The sequence below is a fragment of the Crystallibacter degradans genome, from assembly GCF_012952295.1.
In the GTDB taxonomy this organism is placed as follows: domain Bacteria; phylum Actinomycetota; class Actinomycetes; order Actinomycetales; family Micrococcaceae; genus Crystallibacter; species Crystallibacter degradans.
Window position 1 is genome coordinate 114,326 of the sequence record NZ_JABBCH010000009.1, and the last position, 21,248, is coordinate 135,573.

Here is a 21,248-nt window from a genome sequence, read left to right on the forward strand (position 1 = left end):
TCCGGCATGCATATGTGATTAACCGCTCCTCCACAGCAGACCCGGCAGGCCTGGTTGCGCACACTAGCGCCCCTTTGTGCCGCGATCTGCATAGGAAACACGATAGATTGTTTCAAGGAAAAAGTGCTGCGGGAGACACAATTTGCATCTGAAATCTCTGACTGTGCGCGGCTTCAAGTCTTTTGCGTCTGCCACGACCTTCGATTTCGAGCCCGGTGTCACGGCCGTCGTCGGTCCCAACGGGTCCGGCAAGTCCAACGTCGTCGACGCCCTGGCCTGGGTCATGGGCGAACAAGGTGCCAAGACCTTGCGCGGCGGCAAGATGGAAGACGTCATCTTCGCAGGCACTTCTGGCCGTTCGCCGCTGGGCCGCGCCCAGGTCTCCTTGACCATCGATAACGCCGACGGCGCCTTACCCATCGAATACGCGGAAGTCACCATTTCGCGCACGCTTTTCCGTACCGGCGGCTCCGAATATGCCATCAACGGCAGCAACTGCCGCCTGCTGGACATCCAGGAACTGCTCAGCGATTCCGGCCTCGGCCGCGAGATGCATGTGATTGTGGGCCAGGGCCAGCTGGACCGTATCCTGCACGCCACTCCGGATGACCGCCGGGGGTTCGTCGAGGAAGCCGCGGGAATCCTCAAGCACCGGCGGCGCAAGGAAAAGACGGTCCGGAAGCTTGAGTCGATGCAGGCCAATCTCGCCCGCCTGACCGATCTCACCGGCGAGCTCCGCCGGCAGTTGACCCCGTTGGGCAAACAGGCCGAGGTGGCCCGCCGTGCCCAGCAGGTGCAGTTCGAGGTCCGGGATGCGCGGGCGCGCCTGCTCGCAGATGACTTGGTCCAGCTGACCGCTGCCCTGGCGCAGGAAGTGGCGGATGAAGCTGCGATGAAAGCCAGGCAGGCCGAGGTGGAACGAACGCTGGAGGCCGGACGGCGGCGGCTCGCGGAACTGGAACGGCTGGCGGCAGAGGCTACACCGAGGCTGAACGCCGCCCGGGATGCCTGGTACCAGCTTTCTTCCGCCCGTGAACGGTTCAGATCACTGGGCAACCTGGCCAATGAACGACGGCGGCTGCTCGGCAATGCGGATGCGGAACCGGAAACCGGACGTGATCCGGACCAGCTGGAACAGCAGGCCGCACAGGTGCGCGAAGAACAGGCGGAGCTTGAGTTCGAGTTGGAGGACCGCAGGGAAGCCCTGGAGGACGCAGTCCAGGCCCGCGCCGAAGCTGAAGCCAGTGCCGCCGCCGAAGACCAACGCCTGACCGCCATCCTCCGGGCGGCCGCAGACCGCAGGGAAGGTCTCGCCAAACTCGCCGGACAGGTGGCGGCGGCCCGCTCGCGGGTGGAGGCAGCGGAAGCTGAGCTGGGTCGCCTGCGTGCCTCGATCGGTGAGGGCGAGGAACGCCGCCGCAAGGCGCAGGCCGAGTTCAGCGCCCTGGAATCCCAGGTCGCCGGAGTGGAAGAAGGCGAAGAGGGCCTCGACGCCGAATACGAGCAGGCGTCGCAGGAACTGGACGCGATCGAGGAAGAACTCGAATCCCTCGTTGCGGAGGAACGCGAAGCCGAACGTGAGCGCGATGCCCTGTCGGCGCGAAAGGAAGCACTGGAAGTAGGCCTCGACCGCCGGGACGGCAGCGAGGCTCTGCTGGCCTCCGGTTCAGAGGGAGTCCTGGGGCCGCTGGCAGAGCTGATCACAGTGGAACCCGGCTACGAGCCCGCGATAGCCGCGGCCCTGGGCAGCAGCGCCGAAGCGGTAGTCGTGGCGGGCCGGGATGCCGGGGTGCAGGCGCTGGAGCTGATGAAGAGCGAGGACTCCGGCCGGATTGAGCTTGTCTTCGCCCGGACGGCTGGCCTTGCCCCAACGAATCAGGCCCCGGCGGATCAGTCCGAGGGGGACCTAGCCGCGGCGGATCAGGCCGCAGGGGACCTGGCCCTGCCCGGTGGCGCGGTCCCTGCCCTCGCCCTGGTCACGTTGAAGGAAGAAGCCGCAGCCGTACGCGCCTTGCTGGCTGCCGTCGTCGTTGTTGAGGATCTTTCCGAGGCAGCAGAAGCTGTTTCCGCCCGCCCGGACCTGACCGCGGTGACCAGGGACGGCGAGGTCTTTAGCGCCTATAGTGCCCGTGGCGGATCGGCCGGCCGGCCGAGCCTGCTGGAAGTGCAGGCTGCGGTGGAGGAAACCGCCCAACGGTTGGCACACGCCACGGCCAGGGCAGAACGGGCCAAGTTTGCGATCGCAGCCGCGACGGCACGCCGTGCAGAAACCGGCGCCCGGGCAGAGGCGGCGCTGGAACAACTGAACGAATCGGACGCACGGCTGGCGGCTGTGGCTGAGCGGCTGGGCCATCTTGGCTCGACGTTGCGCTCAGCCGTGGGGGAGAGCGAGCGGATCGCCAGGCTGGTTGAAGCTGCCGAAGCCAACGTTGCCACCGAGCAGCAGAAACTGGCGGAGATCACCCAGCGTCTCGGCGCCGCCCAGGAAGCTCCTGCAGAAGCCGAGCCCTCAACCGAACAACGCGATGCGCTCGCAGCCGCCGCCACCAGGGCACGCCAGAGCGAGATGGAAGCCAGACTGGCCCTGCGCTCGGGCGAGGAGCAGTTGAACGCTATCGGCAACCGCGCCGCATCATTGGAACGGGCAGCGGCAACGGAACGGCACGCCCGGGCACAGGCGGCCGAGCGGGCACGCAAGCGCCAGGTGCAGGCGGCCAAAGCCGCCGCCGTCGCACGCGGCGTCAAGCAGGTGCTGGCCTGGCTGGACGTGTCGGTTGACTTGGCCGAACGTGAACGTGATGCTGCCGAGGAGGTCCGGGCAGCGTGGGAGCGCGAACTGGCCACCATCCGCACCTCGACCGACGCGCTCGCCAACGAGTTGCGGGAGCTGACGGATTCCGTGCACCGCGATGAGATGGCCCGAGCCCAGCAGCGGCTGCGCATTGAGGCTCTTGAGACAAAGGCGATTGACGAGCTGGGGCTGACTCCGGACCATCTAGTGGCTGAATACGGGCCGGACCAGCCGGTTCCGGTGGCCACGGCGGCATCGAACGATAAGTGGGCAGCCCTGCGTGAGGAGGTGGACGAAGACGGCAACCCCGTGATCGAGGGAGTGCCGTTTGTCCGTGCGGAGCAGGAGAAGCGGCTGAAGAAGGCCCAACGGGACCTGTCCTCCCTGGGCAAGGTGAACCCGCTGGCACTGGAAGAGTTTGCGGCGCTGGAGGAACGCCACCAGTATCTCAGCGGCCAGCTGGAAGACCTCAAGGCCACACGCAAGGACCTGCTGGACATCATCAAGGAGGTCGATGAGCGGGTGGAACGCGTCTTCACGGAGGCCTACCACGACACGGCGGCGCAGTTCGAACGCGTCTTCGGCCGGTTGTTCCCCGGTGGCGAAGGACGGCTGGTGCTGACGGACCCGGACGACATGCTCACCACGGGTATCGAAGTCGAGGCACGCCCTGCCGGCAAGAAAATCAAGCGCCTCTCGCTGCTCTCCGGCGGGGAGCGCTCCTTGACCGCCGTGGCCCTGCTGGTGGCGATCTTCAAGGCGCGGCCATCGCCCTTTTACGTGATGGATGAGGTAGAGGCGGCCTTGGATGACACGAACTTGGGGCGGCTGATCACCATTTTCGAGGAACTGCGCGAGTCCAGCCAACTCATCGTCATCACCCACCAGAAGCGCACTATGGAAGTCGCCGACGCACTCTACGGCGTGACCATGCGGGGGGACGGCGTCTCCACCGTCATATCCCAGCGCCTTGCCCCGGCAGAGGCCTGACGCGCGGCGGCAAGGTGGCCCGGCGGCACGGCGGACTGGTGGCCCGAGCCGGTCCAGCCGGTATCGCTAGTCCCGCCGATATCGGCGCACGAAATTGCGCAGCACGTGCTGGGGCTCGGTGACCACGCTTCCGCGGACACTTTCCATCACCCTCGCAGCCTCGGCCGGCGGGAAATACCCGGCAAAACGGTAGATGGAGATCCGGGTCAGCAGCCCGTCGATGTCGAGTTCGGGGTGGAACTGTGTGGCATACAGGTTCGATTTCAGCCGGAACATCTGGATCGGGCAGGTAGCCGATCCGGCCAACCGCACGGCACCAGCCGGCAGCGTCGAACACGCTTCCTTGTGTCCCACAAAGGCCCGGAACCGGTCCGGCACCCCTGCCAGCAACGGATCCTTTCTGCCATCATCGGTCAGGACTATCTCCACTTCGCCGATCGGCTCGCCATGGGTCCTGTCGACCACGCCGCCCTGGTGCAGGCCCAACGTGCCGACGCCGTAGCAGGCACCGAAAAACGGAAAATCCGTGGCGATGACCTGATCGAGCAGGCGTCCGAGTTCGCGTTCTACCCGGTGCTGCACCGCCGATTTGTCCGCGGGCGCATCACTGGAGTTGAACGGACTGCCGCCCAGGATGATCCCGCTGTAGGAATCAAGATCAATGTCCGGCAGTGGGGCGGCCTCCAGCCGGACCCGGTGCAGTTCCCCGTCCACTAGGCCGCCGAAGCGCATGAACGCCGCATACTCTTCGTCGGCTGCTTTGTCTTGGGCCCGGGTAGCCAGGAGCAGGAACGGCTTCATGGCTTGATGCTAGTGGAAGGGAACCCTTCCCATTCACGGCGGAAGGTTGCCTCCGCATTTTCGGCCGCAAACTGCTCCAGCGCGTGCAGGCGCCCGTAGCTGAAGCCGTTTTCATTCTGTAGGACGGACCCGGCGCCCAATCGGCGCAGCAGCTCGCGCGTCAGGACGGTGTCCTGGTGCACGCCGAGCGATTGTTGCACCCGTTGCGCCGCCTCGGCGAGCCGCTGGGCGCGTTTCCCGCCCACCGGGACCGCAGCTTCCGCTGCATACCGCAGCCGCTTAGCACGGATGCGGACCTCGTGCAGGGCGCGTGCATCGGTGGCGCCGCCGGGAGGCTGCTCCGCAGCCGTCACGGCCCTGCGCAGCCGTTTGGCCTCCCGCTTAACGTGCCTGCCGATCACTTCGCGCGCAAGCTCCGAGGCCAGTTCCGTCAGCGGGGAATCGGAAAGTAACCAATCCAGCGCATCGAGGAGGCGGAAGTACCGTTTCGTATCGAGCGCCCGCAATGTCTTGGCCTGCGCTGCCTTCAGGTCGGCGCCGAGCTGCTCATCGATCCTGCGGGAAACGGGCCCCAGCACCAGTTCCGCGGGCTCCCCGGCAAGTATGTCCCGGAGCCGGTCCTGCATTACCTGGGCGTCGCGGGCCTCGCCCAGCAGGCCCGCGAGCCACTTCAGCTCGCCCCGCAGCTCACCGGCTGTATCGCCAGCCAGCAGTTTGCGGTAAGTGGCCAGGGACGAGCGCAGCCGCCGGGAAGCCACGCGCATTTTGTGTATCGCCTCAGGCTCACCCGACCGCACCAGCGGATCCTGTTCCTTCAGGCTGCGGACATGCTGATGCAGAAAGAAGAGTACGACGGCGGCCGCCTCACCTTTCCGCTTCGGACATGGCACAACCGGCTCCGACTGGCGCGAATGTCGCGACAATTCCGACCGCAGTGTGGAATTGCGGGATCCGGGTTGCGCACCGGAGCCGGCGCACAGGGCGTCACAAGCGTCCAAGAAGTCCTGATTGCCCTCGACCAGTTCAATCGACCATTCCCGCCACCGGCTGCCCCCGGAGGGACTTTCCATCTGCTCGGACCGCAGATGGTCATCCAGCATGTCGGCCAGCACCTCATCCCCGGAACCCCGGAGCCGGTGCAAAACCCGTCTGGTCTGGACCCGGGCAACGGGAACCAACGGCTTGTCCCGCACATGCACACGCACCAACTGCAATAGGATCTTCGGCACTCCGTCTGTGCCGCGGACGGGAGGTGAAGAGCTGACCCGGCGCTCGCCGTCGTTAGTTGGCTGCTCCAGTTGCCAACCGGCTTGAGCGCCGGTGCGACGTTCAAGCGTGATGCCCCGTGCGGCCAGCACGAGATCCTCGCTATCGAAGTACACCGCCTCGAACTCGGCTTCCGCGCCTTGTTCCACACGGCTCACGCCGGGCAAGGTATGCAGCGCGGGCAGCGGCGCCAACTCCTCGACGTCGTAGGCGCGTCCAGGCTTTGCCGCGTCCCCAGAATCACTGGCCATTTCCGGCCTTTCGCTTTCGCCCTGGAATCCGCCTCGGAGCACGGTACGGACACCGGCCCAGCGCGGCGGGGGAGGTGACGCCATGATAAGCCCGCACGCCGGATTCGCCCAGCTCCGGTTCTTGTCCTGCCTGCGGCCGTGCGTCCGAAGGTAGGGGCTGTGAGAAGCTAGGGATTGTGAACGACGTAACCATGATCCTTATATACGCTGTCATCGCGATCGCCGTGATCGGTACGGTTGCCATCCTCCTGGTCAAGGGCCGCAAGACTCCTCCGGGAACCTACCCCACCACTCGGGACGCCAACGACCCGGTGCGCGGCGGCGGTACCGATACGTTGGAAGCGCCACCTGCGCCGGCCGAACCCCGTGTTGCGGTTCCCGAAGAGGAACTGCCCGAGACCGACGTCGAAGTTGCCGATGATGCGGCGGGCATCGAGACGGTACCGGTCGAGACCCCTGCTCCGGTTGAGGGCAGGCTGGCCCGCCTGCGTGCCCGCCTGATCAAGTCCAACAACGCCCTGGGTAAGGGCCTGCTGGCGCTGCTCTCCCGGGACAAGATCGACGAGGACGTCTGGGACGAAATCGAGGAAACCCTCCTAATGGCGGACCTCGGCACCGAGCCAACGATGGAGCTGGTCGACGCCCTGCGCGACCGCGTCAAGGTCGCTGGCAGCCAGGACCCTGAGCACGTCAAGGCGATGCTGCGCGAAGAACTCATCAAGCTCGTTGACCCCGAAATGGACCGTTCGTTGGCCGTCGAGCGTCATGCGGACCGCCCATCTATCGTCATGGTGGTAGGCGTCAACGGCGTGGGCAAGACCACCACTGTTGGCAAGCTGGCCCGCGTGCTGGTCGCCGAAGACAAGGATGTGCTACTGGGCGCGGCGGATACCTTCCGTGCCGCGGCAGCCGAGCAGTTGGCAACCTGGGGCCAGCGCGTGGGTGTACCTACCGTAAAGTCCGACGTCGATGGTGCGGACCCGGCGTCCGTCGCCTTCGAAGCAGTGAAGGCCGGCATCGACCAGGAAGTCGACGTCGTCATGATTGATACGGCCGGCCGCCTGCAGAACAAGGTGGGCCTGATGGACGAGCTCGGCAAGGTCAAGCGCGTCATCGAGAAGCAGGCGATGGTTGACGAGGTCCTGTTGGTTCTGGATGCCACCACCGGACAGAATGGACTGAACCAGGCCAAGGTCTTCTCCGAGGTCGTTAATATCACGGGCATTGTGCTGACCAAGCTGGACGGAACTGCCAAGGGCGGAATCGTCGTCGCTATTCAGCGTAGCCTCGGCGTTCCGGTCAAGCTGATCGGCCTCGGTGAAGGCGCGGACGATCTGGCTCCGTTCGAAGCCGAAGCTTTTGTGGATGCCCTCCTGAACTAGGGGCGCTCAATCGTCCTGCGGGCGGTTGCCGATGGGACACTTCGATGACCGAAGCCGAAGGGCGGACGTGAGATCACGTCCGCCCTTCGGCGTATTTAGGGCACGTGTATTGGCCGATTCCTAAATCTTGTCAGGCTGCTTGGCGGTAGATGAAGTCGATGCGGCCGAGGGCCTGCTCGAAGACTGAGAGCGGCTCCAGTGTCTCGTCCGGTTGCTCCGTCGCTGGTGGCGTGCCGGGTAGCGCTGGTGCGGTGGATTGGTAGGTGTGTCCGGTCGGGGTGGTTGTTTCGACGGTGTGCCGCGGACCGGGGACCCTTTGGGCGTGCCAGCCGTCGGTTTCTTTCGCCAGGTTACACGCTTCACATAGCCCTTGCCCGTTGATCTCGCTGGTCTGCCCGGCGTCGCGCCAGGGCACGACGTGGTCGTGGTGGCGGATCGGTGCGTCGCACCACGGCGTGCGGCAGAGCTGGTCCCTGGCCTGGATCATGCGTTGCATTCCGGCCGGCATTAACCGCGCCCGCGAATCCATGCCGAGCAGTTGTCCGGTGCCCGGCGCGGTGTACAGTCGGCGCACCCACACTTCCACATCTACGTCTTCGCCGGAGGCTCTTCGCTTGGAACCTGGGGGCCCGGTCTCCGAACCGGCGGCTCCAGTGGTTCCGGTGGTTCCGGTGTCTGCGGTGTTTGCGGTGTCGGCACCTGCATCGTTGGCCGGTATGGGTTCGGCTGTGTCTGGCGGGCCGGAACCGGCAGCGCCGTCTCCGTTGCCGGCATCCGCTGCGCGGGTAACGATCTTGTCTTCGTCGGCGCCCTTTATCGGATTGCCGACCGCAGGATGATCTGTGCCGCCGTTCCCAGCGGCGCCCTTCATCGGGCTACCGGCGGCGGAGGCGTCCTTGCCAGCGTTCCCGTTCCCGTTCTCGGTGTCGGTGTCGTCGGTGCGGAGCAGGTCGCGAGCCCACTGGGCGGGGACGATGCCGTACCCGGCCAGATGCGCCGGTTCGGAATCGCCCTGGAACAGGGTGCGGTCAGTCATGACCAACTGCACCTCGATTTTTGCGGGATTCTCCGCGGGCTGGCCGGTGACACGCTCGACGAGGATGTCGGCCATCAACTGCCCCCGGCCACGTTCATCACCCTGCGCCTTCAACCGGTCGGCCTCCTTGGCCAGGGCCGCGTGGACGGCCACGCCCTGCACCACCGGCAGCAGGCAGCTCACCTGGGCCATGGTGTCCGGCGCCGGACGGCAGGAGACATGCCGTTCCGTTTCGGCTTTCGCAGCCCGGCGGACCACCGACAGCGGATCCAGCCGCAGCGCGGCCTGCTTCGCCAGCGCCCCGATCCGTTTATCCCCGCACCCTCGCAGTGTTTTCGGATCAGCACACAATTCCCGGTCAACCTTGGCCCGGTCTTCCACGCTCAGGCACGCGGTCTCGCGGACCAGGATGGTCGCCCGCCACTCGTTCAGCCGGCCCTCCGCCAACGCCGCATACGTGTGCGGCATCTCCCGAATCAACGTGGTCGCCATGCCCAGGTGCTTACCGCCCCGGTTCGGGGAGTCCTTGCGTGCCAGGCCGATCTCCTTGGCCAGGCCCCGGCCCCGCTTCTCCGCCGCGACCCCCGCGGCAGCGCGGGTCTGGTGGCGGGAGGCAACAAACGCCTCCGTCTCCCGCGCCTGCGCGGCAGCCGCGGCGGCTTTAAGTTCCTCCAATGCGGTGATCCGGTCGATCCGCACGCCCTCGGCGACGTCCTGGTCCATGTTCGCCAGTTCCAGGATCGCGGCCCGGACCAGTACAGCACCCGGATCACCGGGAACCGGCTTAACCGGATCCATCTCCGCCGGAACGACTGACTCGAACATACTTTCGATTCTACTGTGATGTGATGGAGGACACAAGACGTATTCCAGGCTGTGGAGAACCACCGTCTTGAGCGGTTGTTGTGGAATTGCTCGACTCCCGGTCGCTTTCCCGTCCGCGGAGTGGGTCTAAGTCAGCGTTCAGAAACGCTTGGACAGGCCAAGCCAGAAACCGTTCGCGACGCCATTTACTTGAATCTTTAAGTTCAACTTGGGGCTCAGCTTCTAGGCAGATGGGATCCTCGCCGGAGGCCGGAGGCCGGAAGCCGGACGCCGGACGCGGGACGCCAGCAGCCAGAGACGGTTCTGGCGTCCTTGCTTCAAGCAGCGGAAATTAGGAGCGGGATCCGTCGGCGGAAGGTTCCGATTGCTGGACGGCGAGGGTTTCCCGGCCGAAAAACAGCCAGAACAGGGCAGCGAGGATGGTCACGCAGCCGGTGACTGCGAAGGCCCAGCCATAGTCCAGCCTGTCCGCCAGGGCGCCAGCGAGGACGGGCCCGACGATGGCGCCGGCGTCTGTAGACATTTGGAACACAGCGAGGACTTTTCCGCCGCTGCGTTGATTGCCGATGATGTCCGCCACCGCTGCCTGCTGGGCGGGTCCAAGCAGGCCTGATCCGAAACCGGCGATCACGGACACGGCGACGAATACCGGGACCGAGTCGGTAAAACCGATGGCGGCGATCGCCAGCCCTGCAACGGCAAGTCCGGAAATCACCATCGGCCGGCGTCCTAAGGTGTCCGAGAGCTTGCCCGAAAACGTCAGCGCCAGCGCGTTGCCCACGGCAAACACTGCCAGGGCCAGTCCGGCAGTTTCCGGCCCTGCGCCTAGGACGGCACCCGCAAAGAGCGGAATCAGCGACATGCGGACACCAAACGTGGCCCAGCCATTGGCGAAGGCAGAGGCGATGGCGGCCCTGTACCCCGGATCCTTCATCGCTTCGCTCAACGGCATCGGCTGAATGGGGGAGTCCGTGCCGTCTGTGGAGCTGCGGTCGGGCTTCTTCAGCATGAGAGCGACGACGGCGGCAGCCACCAGAAGTGCGACGGCGTACACCACGAAGGGAACGCGCAGGCCGAGACCGGCCAACAGACCGCCCACAACCGGCCCAAGGATGCCGCCCATCAGGAATGTTGCAGCGTAGAGGCCTGAAACGCGTCCACGGCTGTCGGGTGGCGCGAGCCGGAGGATCAGCGCGGTGGCGGAAACGGTGAACATCGTGGAGCCCACGCCGCCGAGCCCTCGGAACAGCAGCAACTGCCAGTAGCCCTGCGCCAAGGCACAGGCACCCGTGGAGGCGGCAACGATCAGCAGGCCGGTGAGATAGACCCGTCGTTCACCCCAACGGCCCACGAGCGCCCCGCCCGCCGGGGCGAAGATCAGCCGGGTGAAGGCGAAGACACTGACAATGATGGACGCAGCCGCGACGCCAACGTCAAAACTCGCCGCAAACTGCGGCAGTACCGGAGCCACGAGGCCGTAACCCAGTGCGATTACGAAGGCGGCTGCCACCAGCACTTTGATGTCGCGGGGGATAGGTGTGGGGCGCGGGCGTGCCGACCGGGCGCGGGCGGGCTCGGCCGAGGAACGGGCCAAGCGGCGGAAGAGGGGCATGGCATCAAGCCTATCCGTGCTGCGAAACATGACTGAAACATGGTCGTGACACCGGATTTACGGTGGCCTCGTCCTTGTAACGCCCCTGAAACGAAGTGCCGAATCCGCGGAAACAATCGACCGGCAATCTGGAAACCAGATGCGGGATGGGCCCGCCTCGGACGAGAGGACGCGAAAATGGATCTGTCAGCAGGTCACGTCTGGGTGATGATTTCCGCGGCACTGGTGCTGCTCATGACGCCAGGCCTTGCATTCTTCTATGGCGGCATGACCCGAGCAAAAGCCGCCCTCAACATGATGATGATGAGCTTCATTTCCATCGGCCTGGTCGCCGTCGTCTGGGTCCTGTGGGGTTACTCCATGAGCGGCGGCGAGGGGATCGGCCAGCTCTTCGGCAACCCGTTCGCGGCATTCGGCATGCAGACGCTGCTGAACACGGAGGACCTGATTGGCGCCGGCTACGGAGCTACCTTCGCGATCATCACCGTGGCACTCATTTCCGGCGCCATCGCCGACCGCGCGAAGTTCGGCGCCTGGGCTGTCTTTGTGCCAGTGTGGGTCACTCTGGTGTACTGCCCCCTGGCTTTTATGGTGTGGGGCGGCGGCCTCCTGAGTGCAGAAGGTGCTGTCGGCGCCTGGGCCGGGGAGGCCATTGACTTCGCCGGTGGCACTGTGGTCCACATTAATGCCGGCATTGCTGGCCTGATCCTGGCCCTGATCCTGGGCAAGCGCAAAGGGTTCGGCAAGGACCCGGCCCAGCGTCCGCACAACATCCCGTTCGTTATGCTCGGTGCTGCGCTGCTGTGGTTCGGCTGGTTCGGCTTCAACGGTGGCGCCGCCGGTACTGCGGAGGAAGCGGGGCTCATCTGGGTCAACACCATGGTGGCGCCCGGTGCCGCGATGCTCGCCTGGCTCGTCGTCGAGCGCATCCGTGATGGTCGGCCGACTTCCCTGGGCGCGGCTTCCGGCGTCGTCTCCGGCCTGGTTGCGATCACCCCGGCCTGCGCGAATGTCTCTCCCCTCGGCGCCATCGGTCTAGGCATCGTTGCCGGTGCGCTGGCGGCCCTCGCTGTGGGGCTGAAGTACAAGTTCGGCTATGACGACTCCCTGGATGTCGTCGGCGTCCACCTCGTCGCCGGACTGGTCGGCACGCTGGCACTTGGCTTCCTTGCCCTCCCAGCGGACGGGGTCGTCGGCGGACTGTTCTACGGCGGCGGTCCCGGCCAGCTAGGCGCCCAGACGGTGGCAGCGGTTGTATCCGTCGCGTTCACCGCGATCATGACGATTGTCATCGGGCTGGCAGTGCACAAGACGATTGGCTTCCGCGTCACCGAGGACCAGGAGGTCATAGGCGTGGACCTGACGCAGCACGCCGAAACCGCGTACGAGTTCGGCGGGCTGGGCACCGGAGGCACTTTTGTGCCGCATCCGGCAACGGACCGCAGCGCGCACATCAAGGAAGAGGTCAAGGCATGAAACTGGTTACCGCTATCATCCGTCCCGAGAAGCTCGACGAGGTCCGCGGCAGCCTGGAAAGTTACGGGGTGCAGGGACTCACGGTCAGCCAGGCCAGCGGCTACGGCCGCCAGCGGGGCCACACCGAGGTGTACCGCGGCGCTGAGTACACCGTTGATCTGCTGCAGAAGGTGCGAGTGGAGGTCCTGGTCGCGAACGAATGGGCCAACGACATCGTCGATGTCCTGGTTGCCACGGCCAACACCGGACGGGCCGGCGACGGCAAAGTATGGCTTATCGACGTCGAGGAAGCCGTGCGGGTGCGCACCGGCGAGCGCGGGGAAGCCGCAATCTAGCCGGACAGCAGAGGGCGCTCACTGCACCTCCGGGAGCTGGAATCGAATCATCGGATCCGGCTTTCGGAGGTGCAGCTTTGTGTGATCCGCTGCCCTCCGCTCAGGCCTCGGCGTCCACGGTCCGCATCGGCGTATCGTCCCTCGATGTTTCCCAGCCAGCCGGTCCGCTCGATCCTGCAGCGTACTCCTCCAGCGGCACTTCGTTGGCCTCCCATGCTTTCAGGACCGGCTCGACAATCCGCCAGCAATCCTCCGCGATGTCCCCGCGGACCGAGAGCATCGGGTCCCCGGTCAGGATGCCGTCCAGCACTTCCCCATACGGCAAGAGATCTGCGGAGTGCAGGTTGGTCTCCATCACCTCGCGGTCGAGCGTGAAGATGTCGCCCGGTCCGTTGACATCGATCTCCAGCCTGAGGGTGTCGGGGCCGAAACCGATCCGCAGGCGCGTGGGTGCATCCACGCCCTTAAACCCGGTGGGCAGATGGTTAACGGGTTTGAAGGTGACAATGGCTTCCTTCTGCTTCTTGCCCAACGCTTTGCCCGAACGCAGGATAAACGGAACCCCGGTCCAGCGGCTGTTGTTGATCGAGACCTCGATCTCCGCCAGCGTCTCCGTGTTCCGCGCGGGATCGATCCCCTCTTCGGCCACGTAGTCGGGGATTTTCCGTCCGTCCACGTCACCGGCCGTGTACCGGGCACGTCGCGTGCTTTTGGCGAAGTCCGGTTTGACCGAACTGGCGCGCAGAACGCTGCCGATGTGGTCGCGAAGGTCGCGTTCGTGCAGCGTTGCGGGGGCGTTCAGCGCGGTGAGCGCCATGATCTGCAGCAAATGGCTCTGGATCATGTCCCGCAAGGCACCGGCCTTGTCGTAGTACCGTGCCCGTCCTTCCAATGCCAGGGACTCGTCGTAAAAGATTTCGACCTTCTGCACATGCTCATTGCTGAACAGCGGCTCGAGCAACCGGTTGGCAAAGCGCAGGCCCAGGATGTTGAACACAGTGGCTTTGCCCAGGAAGTGGTCCACCCGGTGGATGTGGTCCTCGGGGACCAGCCGCAGCAGCGTCTCGTTCAGTGAGGCAGCCGAGACCCGGCTGGAGCCGAAGGGCTTCTCCATCACCAAGCGCGTGCCTTCGGGCACGTCCTCGGGCTTGAGGATCTCGCAGGCCTGCTGGCTGACGGCCGGCGGTAAAGCGAAATAGACCGCTGCCGGTCCGTTGACCGAGCTGAGCAGTTCCGCCAGAGCCCCTTGGGCTGTCACGTCCACCATGTGGTACTCGGTGTTTTCCTGTACTTTGCGCAATTCCCGCAGGCCGGCGTCGTTGGCTCCCTGAGTGCAGGACCCGAAGGCTTCGTCGACGCGTTCGCGCCACCGGTCCTGGTCCCAGTCATCGGATCCTGCGCCCACAAGGCTCAGGCCCTGGGTCCGCCCTTGGGCAATGAGCTTTCCGAGTCCGGGCAGCAGCAGCCGTCCGGTCAGGTCCCCGGAAGCGCCCAAAATGAGCAAGGTCCGGATTTCCAAGTCTCCGCGGGTGGTTTCTGCGGATTCTGTCCCGGTTGAGGTCTGTTCGGCAGTCACCTTTCCTACCTTGCCACCTATGGCGCCCGATGTCGCCGGTTCGCTGCCATCAAGTGGTCCGGTCGCCGTCGTCGTCCGGAAATTGGGACATTGCCCGCCCGCAGTTGCTACCCTAGATAGTTGAACTCCGGCGCGGCCGGGGACTGTGAGCCTAGATCGACGAAAGAAGTACACGGCGCGTGTTCAATTCACTCTCTGACCGGTTGGCCTCGACCTTCAAGAATCTGCGCGGCAAGGGACGTCTCACGGAGGCGGATGTCGACGCCACTGTCCGCGAGATCCGGCGTGCCCTGCTGGACGCGGACGTCGCCGTACCGGTGGTGCGTGAATTCGCCGCGCATGTTAAGGAACGTGCGCTCGGCGAGGAAGTCTCCGGTGCGCTGAACCCGGGCCAGCAGGTCGTCAAGATCGTCAACGACGAACTTGTCAACATCCTGGGCGGCGAGACCCGGCGCATCCGCCTGGCCAAGAACCCGCCCACCGTGATCATGCTGGCTGGTCTGCAGGGTGCCGGTAAGACCACGCTCGCCGGAAAACTGTCCAAGTGGCTGAAGGGACAGGGCCACAGCCCGCTGCTGGTCGCCGCGGACCTCCAGCGGCCCAATGCCGTCACCCAGCTGCAGGTCAACGGTCAGCGCGCCGGTGTACCGGTCTTCGCACCCCACCCGGGTGTGCAGTCGGAATTTGAATCAGCCACGGGCGATCCGGTCGCCGTCGCCCGCCAGGGTGTCGAGGAAGCCCGCCAGAAACTGCACGACGTTGTCATTGTGGACACCGCCGGCCGCCTGGGTGTGGACACGGAAATGATGCAGCAGGCCGCGGACATCCGCGCAGCCATCAACCCGGACGAGGTCCTCTTCGTCATCGACGCCATGATCGGCCAGGACGCGGTCAACACCGCCCAGGCGTTCAACGAAGGCGTAAACTTCACCGGCGTCGTGCTTTCAAAGCTCGACGGCGATGCCCGCGGCGGCGCCGCGCTCTCCGTCGCGTCCGTGACGGGCAAGCCGGTCATGTTTGCCTCCACCGGTGAGAGCCTGGACGATTTCGAAATCTTCCACCCGGACCGGATGGCCAACCGCATCCTGGACATGGGCGACATCCTCTCCCTGATCGAGCAGGCGGAGAAGTCCTGGGACAAGGGCGAAGCCGAGCGCATGGCGCAGAAGTTCGCCGACCAGGAAGACTTCACGCTCGATGACTTCCTCGCGCAGATGCAGCAGATCCGCAAGATGGGATCGATGAAGAAGATGCTGATGATGATGCCCGGCGCCGCCGGCATGCGCCAGCAGCTGGAGAACTTCGACGAGCGCGAGATCGACCGCGTCGAGGCCATTGTCCGCTCCATGACCCCGCACGAGCGGGTCGCACCGAAGATCATCAACGGCTCCCGCCGCGCCCGTATCGCCAAGGGATCCGGCGTCCACGTCTCCGAGGTCAACGGCCTGCTGGAGCGGTTTGGCCAGGCCCAGAAGATGATGAAGAAGATGGCCCAGGGCGGCGGCATCCCGGGGATGCCCGGCATGGCCGGACCGGGCGGCTTCAGCGGCGGCGCCCGTAAGGGCAAGCAGGTCTCGAAGGGCAAGAAGAAGGCTCGTTCGGGAAATCCGGCCAAGGCCGCACAGGAACTGCGGGAAGCCGAGGAACGCCGCGCCAACGCCAAAAAGGCGTTGCCCACCGGCGCAGCTTTCGGCCAGCAGCAGGAAGACTTCGATCCGTCCGCACTGAACCTGCCCAAGGGGTTCGAAAAGTTCCTGGGCAAGTAGGCTCGCCGTGGTCCGCGCCGGCACCGGCCGGACCACAGGAGCATACCGTTCGGCATCCTGGTAAGAGTTGGGGCTTCTACGAAGGGCTTTTGTGAGCAGGCACGATCTGAGTGGATTCTATGGTTCCCAATGGAAGCGCCCTGCCAACGTGGCGGTGGTGGTACGCACCGTCAGCGGTTCCATTCTGCTCAGCCCCGATGCCGACGGCCATGCATCATTGCCGGCCGGGATGGTGAAATCGGGGGAGGACCCGCGCTCAACGGCCGGACGCGTTCTGCAGGCAACCTCGCTGTCGCTGCCGCTGGGGCGCATTCTGGCTATTGATTACCAACAGACGCCGGCCTTCCCGGCGGAAGCCATTACTTTTATTTACGACGGCGGAACCTACGACGGCGGTTCGCTCGCCGCCGTGGCAGGCGGACAAGCCGAGTTCCTCGCGGCGGACCTGGCGCTGGCCGGACTGGGCCGTCCCCAGGCGGCCCAGCTGAAAGCCGCCCTCGACGCCCATGAGCTGCTCTCGGTGCTTGAGCTGCGTGATGGCCAGCGGATCGATACGGTCCAGCGGGACGTGCCGCCACGCGAACTGCTTCCGGACTTCGACAATACAGTCAGCTCCGGATCCTAGACTGCCCTTATGCAGCGCAGCAGCCCCAAGCCCCGTGTGGTCTTTGTACACGGAACCGGTCGCTTCGGCATCGCCGCGTGGCCGTACCAGCACCGTCTCGCCAGCGCCTACGACTGCCTGTTTGTCCGGCGGCACGGTTTCGCGCCGGATACCGCTCCAGTGCGGACGGATTTCGGGGCAGATATGCAAATAGTCGTGGAAAACCTCGGCGACGGCGGCCATCTCGTCGCGCATTCCCAAGGGGCCGTTGCGGCGATGATGGCGGCGGTGGAACGGCCGGAACTGGTGGCCTCCCTGACCCTGTTCGAACCTGCGTGTTTGTCGCTGACTGCGGACCTGCCGGCAACAAAGGCACATCGGAAGCGGCTGGAGCCTCTGTTTGCGGCAAGGGATGAGCTGGACGACGAGCAGTATCATCGTGAATTCTCGCGCCTCGTCCTTGGCACGGCGGCGAAGCCTCTGGCCTCGGCCGGGGACCGCCTGCAGGCCAGTCGGCTCCGGCTGCAGGATCCGCCCTGGACCGCCCCGCTGCACATTGTTCCCGGCGTCCGCACCCTCGTCGTGACCGGCGGCTGGGAGCCGCTGTATGAAGAGGTCGCGGAATATCTGGCTACCACTGGTGCGGTACATCGCCATGCCGCCAACAACCACCGCCCACAGGACACGCCGGAAGGTCATGGGTTGTTGGTCGACTTCCTGGCCGCTGGACAGCACTGCTAGCGGGACTTGCTAGCGTTGATGCCATGAGTGAATCTGTGTGGGAGCCCATAACCGGTGAACTTTGGTGGCCCTGGCCACTGGACGAGGCTGGTGTAGCGGCCCTGATGCAAGAGATCACGGACCGTTCGCTGCTCGGTGCTTTCGCGGCAGGCCAGCCGGAGGCGGGCCAAACAGTCATCGAAATGCTGCTCGCCCGAAATGCTGCCGGACGCGTCGCTGTCCTGGATCAGGGCGGCGAAGCCGCTCCCGGCCCCGACTACCGCATGCTGGCCCAAAGTTTCTCGCTGGCCCTCGGCGCGGCAGCGGACGTGGATGGCTTCAGCTACCAAGCCCCGGCAGCGGAGGCCGCGTTCCGGCTGGCCGAGGAGCCTGAGCTGGGAGAATCCGGTGGGACGGATGTAGAAGATCCAATGGTGCTGCGCACTGTGCTCGTGGGGAATATGCGCCACGAAGATCTGATCATGTTTGGAACGCTGAACCGCGTCGAACTCCAGGTGCTGGACGACAAAACCGTGCCGGGCCGCTCTGTGGTGGTTGTGGAAGGGGAAGCCGCGCCCGGGCTCTACAACTGGCCGGCCGAAACCAAGCCATTGGTCGCGTTAATGAATCTGGACGGACTGCGGGCCGTTGAAGTTTGGCTTCCCGGTGCTGTGAACGACCCGAGCAACAACTTGTGGCACGCATGGCAGCCGCAGCCCAAGCCGTTCGCAACCACCGATAAGGCCTCGGCAGAAACCCTGCGATTGCTCGGAACATTGGTCCGATCCACGGAGCCGAGCACCGCCGGCATCGCCCAAGCCCTCGATCTGGATGCCGAGGCGGAGTCCCGGCTCAGGGACCTGATGCAGGGGCCGGAGGATGGCGAGGTCCTGGCCCGGACAGCGGTGGCCCTGGGGCTGCCGGAACTGGCCGGCCGGCTGGCCGAAGCGCCGGTGGCTGCCGTGGGTCAGCCGGTCACCGTGATGCCCCCGCTGCCGATGGCCAAGGCCTTGCTCGAAGTCATCGCTACTCCCACCTCCGGACATTCTCCCTTCGCCAAATGGCACCGGACCGTGCTGGCGCACCCGGAGCTGCTGGCCGGAAGCGCGGCCGTTGCAGCCGGCGCCGCAGCAGTACTCTTCCGGGCCGCGGCCCGGCACCGAAGCCCTCGCAACGGAATCATGCGCGCGGGAGCGCTGTCGCTGGTCACCGAGGCGGCGGGCGAACTCGTTTTCTACAGCTTCCTCAAGTCCCGGCGGAACCGCCGCCGCTGATCCTGGACAGGGGCACAGCCGCGTCAGGTTGATGCAGTAGCCGGACCGCAGGCCACTGGGACTGGAATTAACATGAAGGTTCAAGTATTCTTATATACATGAACTTTCAAGCAAAAAACCAGGATCTGTTGGCAGGCGACCTCACCATGGGCACCGTAATGCTCAAGGTGGGGGACATGACGAACATGACCAAGTACTACCAGAACGCGCTGGGCTTGGATCCTGTTGCAGAAGGGCTCGGCGGTGTGTATCTGGGCCGCGGCACCACGCCGCTGGTCCACCTGGCGCCCGCCGCCGGACTCCAGCTGCCGTCGCGCGGCGAAGCAGGGCTGTTTCATACCGCATTCCTGTTCGACAACCGGTCGGACCTTGCCGCGACTGTCGCCTCTGCGGCCCAAACCGACCCCACGCGTTTCGTCGGCAGCGCCGATCACTTGGTGAGCGAAGCCTTCTACTTCACCGATCCCGAAGGCAACGGCATTGAGCTGTACTATGACCGGCCCCGTGAGCAGTGGGAATGGAATGAGACCGCCACAGGCAAGGAGGTCCACATGGACAGCCTGGCCTTGAACCCCCAGTCCTACCTGCAGAACCACCTCACCGAGGACTCCGTCCGCAAGCAGCACGACGCTGGCGCGGCCATCGGCCACGTCCACCTGCAGGTTGGCGACACCTCGGTGGCGGAGCAGTTCTACGTCAACACGCTCGGATTCGAGCGCACGGCCGGCTGGCATGGCCAGGCGTTGTTTGTCTCCGCCGGCGGCTACCACCACCATATGGCGATGAACGTGTGGAACAGCCGTGGCGCCGGCCCGCGCAAGGACACCCTGGGCCTGGGGGAGGTGCTGATCCATGTTCCGAACGAGGACGAGGTCGGCGCCCTGGCCCAGCGGCTGGGGAGTGCCGGCGTCAGCCATCATCACACCGGTGCCGAGCTTCGGTTTGAGGATCCCTGGCGCAACCAGCTGCGCGTCGCCGTCTCCTGATCCTGCGCAGTTTGGCCGCGGCCCCGCGCAGGATAGGGTGAAACCAAATGCATCCAATCCGAGGCGGAGGCGCTATGTCCGGAATTACTGAAGTTTTTGTGGCCACCCACGACGCGGCGGTGCAGCGCGCCGCCGCACTTGATAAGGCGCTGGAGGCTGTTGGCGAAGGCGGAGCCCAGGTGGAAGTTCCGGATGCTCCGCACACGCGGATCAATGGCATCACGGATTGGGAAATCGAACGGCTGGGCCAGCTGGCAGGGCAGGCAGTCCATTCCGTCGGCGAGGACGAACTTGCCATTGCCGACGTCGCCAGCGAGACCCTCTACGTCCTACGTCGCGCCGGAATCGATGGTCCGCGCCTTGGCCGACCTGCTGGCCGAAACGTCCGACGACGGTGCCCCCGTGCTGCCCGACGTCGCCGCCGCGTGGGCTTCCGAAGAGGACATGCCGCTCAGCGGCGACGCAGCGGTGGAGTCGGTGAAGCGCATCGGCGAACTCGCTGCGGATGCCTCGGAAGACGGCCGCCAGCAGCTCTACGTCTGGAGCGGTACCGAGTCCGTCTGACCGGCATTCATGGCCGCTCGCACAGTCGGGGGAGCCGAGTCGCGCGGATTGGGTTGTATCTGGCACAATAGACAGGTACTCGATCTGCGCGGCCCCTCTCTCCGTGCAAGTGTCTTGTCCTTTGAACCCCAACCACGGCCCGCCCCACGGGTGCAGACATACGGGTTCGCCCATTTTCAGAACCAGGAGTGACCACTAAAGTGGCCGTAAAGATTCGCCTTAAGCGCTTCGGCAAGAAGTTCTCAGCCCACTACCGAATCGTTGTCATGGATGCCCGCGCCAAGCGCGACGGCCGTGCCATCGAGGAGATCGGGCTGTACCGCCCCACCGAAGAGCCGTCGTACATCGACATCAAGTCCGACCGTGCACAGTACTGGCTCGGCGTAGGTGCCCAGCCGTCCGAACAGGTTTCCGCCCTGCTCAAGATCACCGGTGACTGGCAGAAGTTCAAGGGTATTGAGGGCCAGGAAGGCACGCTCAAGACCAAGGCTCCCAAGGAAGCTTTCGCTGCTCCCGAGAAGGAGTCCGTGATCATCCCGGAGGCCATCACCCCGAAGGCCAAGAAGGAAGAGGCCGCCGACGAAGCCGCTGCAGAAGCACCGGCTGAAGCGTCTGCCGACGAAACCGCAAAGGCTGAGTAAATGCTGGCTGAAGCGCTCGAACACCTGGTCCGTGGCATCGTTGACAGTCCCGAGGACGTCAAGGTCATGGTGAAGACCAACCGCCGCTCAGACATTATTGAGGTGCGGGTCCACCAGGACGATTTGGGTCGCGTCATCGGCCGTCAGGGCCGCACTGCACGCGCACTGCGCACCGTCATTGCCGCACTTGCGGGTGGCGAGCAGGTCCGCGTGGACGTAGTGGATACTGACCGCCGCCGCTGAGCACGCTTCACATCAGTTATCGCATCCGGCCCCGCACCAGATAATGGTGTAGGGCCGGATGTTTTTGTGCCCCGATTTTCGACCCTCAGACGTAGTTCGACAGGAGATT

The 21,248-nt window shown here is 65.1% G+C and carries 17 protein-coding genes; 12 read left to right on the forward strand and 5 right to left on the reverse strand.

From position 1 onward, the window contains the following. Window positions 1-142 precede the first annotated feature (142 nt). Window positions 143-3,781 (forward strand): chromosome segregation protein SMC, encoded by a 3,639-nt coding sequence (gene smc / locus HGO92_RS14945; RefSeq protein ID WP_205834523.1) that lies wholly within the window; start codon window positions 143-145, stop codon window positions 3,779-3,781. Window positions 3,782-3,847: 66 nt separating this feature from the next. On the opposite strand, the gene HGO92_RS14950 is transcribed toward smc, so the two are convergent. Together HGO92_RS14950 and HGO92_RS14955 are read right to left on the reverse strand one after the other, a co-directional pair. Then, entirely contained in the window at window positions 3,848-4,582 is a 735-nt protein-coding gene (locus HGO92_RS14950; RefSeq protein ID WP_169996172.1) for a glutamine amidotransferase, read from the reverse strand. Beyond that, the gene (locus HGO92_RS14955) at window positions 4,579-6,099 is read right to left on the reverse strand and encodes a CYTH and CHAD domain-containing protein (protein ID WP_169996174.1); all 1,521 of its coding nucleotides are present in this window, start codon (window positions 6,097-6,099) and stop codon (window positions 4,579-4,581) included. Before HGO92_RS14955 ends, HGO92_RS14950 begins: the two co-directional genes overlap by 4 nt. 176 nt (window positions 6,100-6,275) lie before the next feature. On the opposite strand from HGO92_RS14955, the gene ftsY reads away from it, so the two are divergent. Beyond that, window positions 6,276-7,481: a signal recognition particle-docking protein FtsY gene (gene ftsY / locus HGO92_RS14960; protein ID WP_169996176.1), complete on the forward strand. Its 1,206-nt coding sequence runs from the start codon at window positions 6,276-6,278 to the stop codon at window positions 7,479-7,481. Window positions 7,482-7,611: 130 nt separating this feature from the next. Here ftsY and HGO92_RS23785 read toward each other — a convergent pair whose 3' ends face one another. Together HGO92_RS23785 and HGO92_RS14975 are read right to left on the reverse strand one after the other, a co-directional pair. Next, on the reverse strand, window positions 7,612-9,342 hold the full coding sequence (locus tag HGO92_RS23785; protein WP_240974655.1) for an HNH endonuclease: 1,731 nt from the start codon (window positions 9,340-9,342) through the stop codon (window positions 7,612-7,614). A gap of 331 nt (window positions 9,343-9,673) precedes the next feature. Next, the gene (locus HGO92_RS14975) at window positions 9,674-10,954 is read right to left on the reverse strand and encodes an MFS transporter (RefSeq protein ID WP_169996178.1); all 1,281 of its coding nucleotides are present in this window, start codon (window positions 10,952-10,954) and stop codon (window positions 9,674-9,676) included. Between the two features lie 177 nt (window positions 10,955-11,131). Here HGO92_RS14975 and HGO92_RS14980 point away from each other — a divergent pair, with 177 nt between their 5' ends. Together HGO92_RS14980 and HGO92_RS14985 are read left to right on the forward strand one after the other, a co-directional pair. Continuing rightward, window positions 11,132-12,430: an ammonium transporter gene (locus HGO92_RS14980; protein ID WP_169996180.1), complete on the forward strand. Its 1,299-nt coding sequence runs from the start codon at window positions 11,132-11,134 to the stop codon at window positions 12,428-12,430. Beyond that, on the forward strand, window positions 12,427-12,765 hold the full coding sequence (locus HGO92_RS14985; RefSeq protein WP_139005359.1) for a P-II family nitrogen regulator: 339 nt from the start codon (window positions 12,427-12,429) through the stop codon (window positions 12,763-12,765). Before HGO92_RS14980 ends, HGO92_RS14985 begins: the two co-directional genes overlap by 4 nt. A gap of 100 nt (window positions 12,766-12,865) precedes the next feature. On the opposite strand, the gene HGO92_RS14990 is transcribed toward HGO92_RS14985, so the two are convergent. After that, window positions 12,866-14,278, reverse strand: a complete 1,413-nt coding sequence (locus HGO92_RS14990) for a glucose-6-phosphate dehydrogenase (RefSeq protein ID WP_169996275.1) — start codon at window positions 14,276-14,278, stop codon at window positions 12,866-12,868. Window positions 14,279-14,520: 242 nt separating this feature from the next. Here HGO92_RS14990 and ffh point away from each other — a divergent pair, with 242 nt between their 5' ends. The 8 genes from ffh (at window position 14,521) to HGO92_RS15030 (ending at window position 21,139) form a co-directional block, all read left to right on the forward strand. Further along, entirely contained in the window at window positions 14,521-16,107 is a 1,587-nt protein-coding gene (gene ffh / locus HGO92_RS14995; protein ID WP_169996182.1) for a signal recognition particle protein, read from the forward strand. A 91-nt stretch (window positions 16,108-16,198) separates the two neighbouring features. Further along, a complete protein-coding gene (locus HGO92_RS15000) occupies window positions 16,199-16,732 on the forward strand; it encodes an NUDIX hydrolase (protein WP_169996184.1) in 534 nt (177 codons plus the stop codon). A gap of 9 nt (window positions 16,733-16,741) precedes the next feature. Then, the gene (locus HGO92_RS15005; protein ID WP_169996186.1) at window positions 16,742-17,452 is read left to right on the forward strand and encodes an alpha/beta fold hydrolase; all 711 of its coding nucleotides are present in this window, start codon (window positions 16,742-16,744) and stop codon (window positions 17,450-17,452) included. Between the two features lie 23 nt (window positions 17,453-17,475). After that, window positions 17,476-18,705: a hypothetical protein gene (locus tag HGO92_RS15010; protein WP_169996189.1), complete on the forward strand. Its 1,230-nt coding sequence runs from the start codon at window positions 17,476-17,478 to the stop codon at window positions 18,703-18,705. 98 nt (window positions 18,706-18,803) lie between these two features. Further along, window positions 18,804-19,691, forward strand: a complete 888-nt coding sequence (locus HGO92_RS15015) for a VOC family protein (protein ID WP_169996191.1) — start codon at window positions 18,804-18,806, stop codon at window positions 19,689-19,691. A 297-nt stretch (window positions 19,692-19,988) separates the two neighbouring features. Next, window positions 19,989-20,255 carry a hypothetical protein gene (locus HGO92_RS23790; protein ID WP_240974656.1) on the forward strand — a complete coding sequence of 89 codons (267 nt, stop codon included), beginning with the start codon at window positions 19,989-19,991 and terminating at the stop codon, window positions 20,253-20,255. Window positions 20,256-20,455: 200 nt separating this feature from the next. After that, a complete protein-coding gene (gene rpsP, locus HGO92_RS23795) occupies window positions 20,456-20,896 on the forward strand; it encodes a 30S ribosomal protein S16 (RefSeq protein ID WP_169996193.1) in 441 nt (146 codons plus the stop codon). Then, on the forward strand, window positions 20,897-21,139 hold the full coding sequence (locus HGO92_RS15030; RefSeq protein ID WP_169996195.1) for an RNA-binding protein: 243 nt from the start codon (window positions 20,897-20,899) through the stop codon (window positions 21,137-21,139). Window positions 21,140-21,248 lie beyond the last annotated feature (109 nt).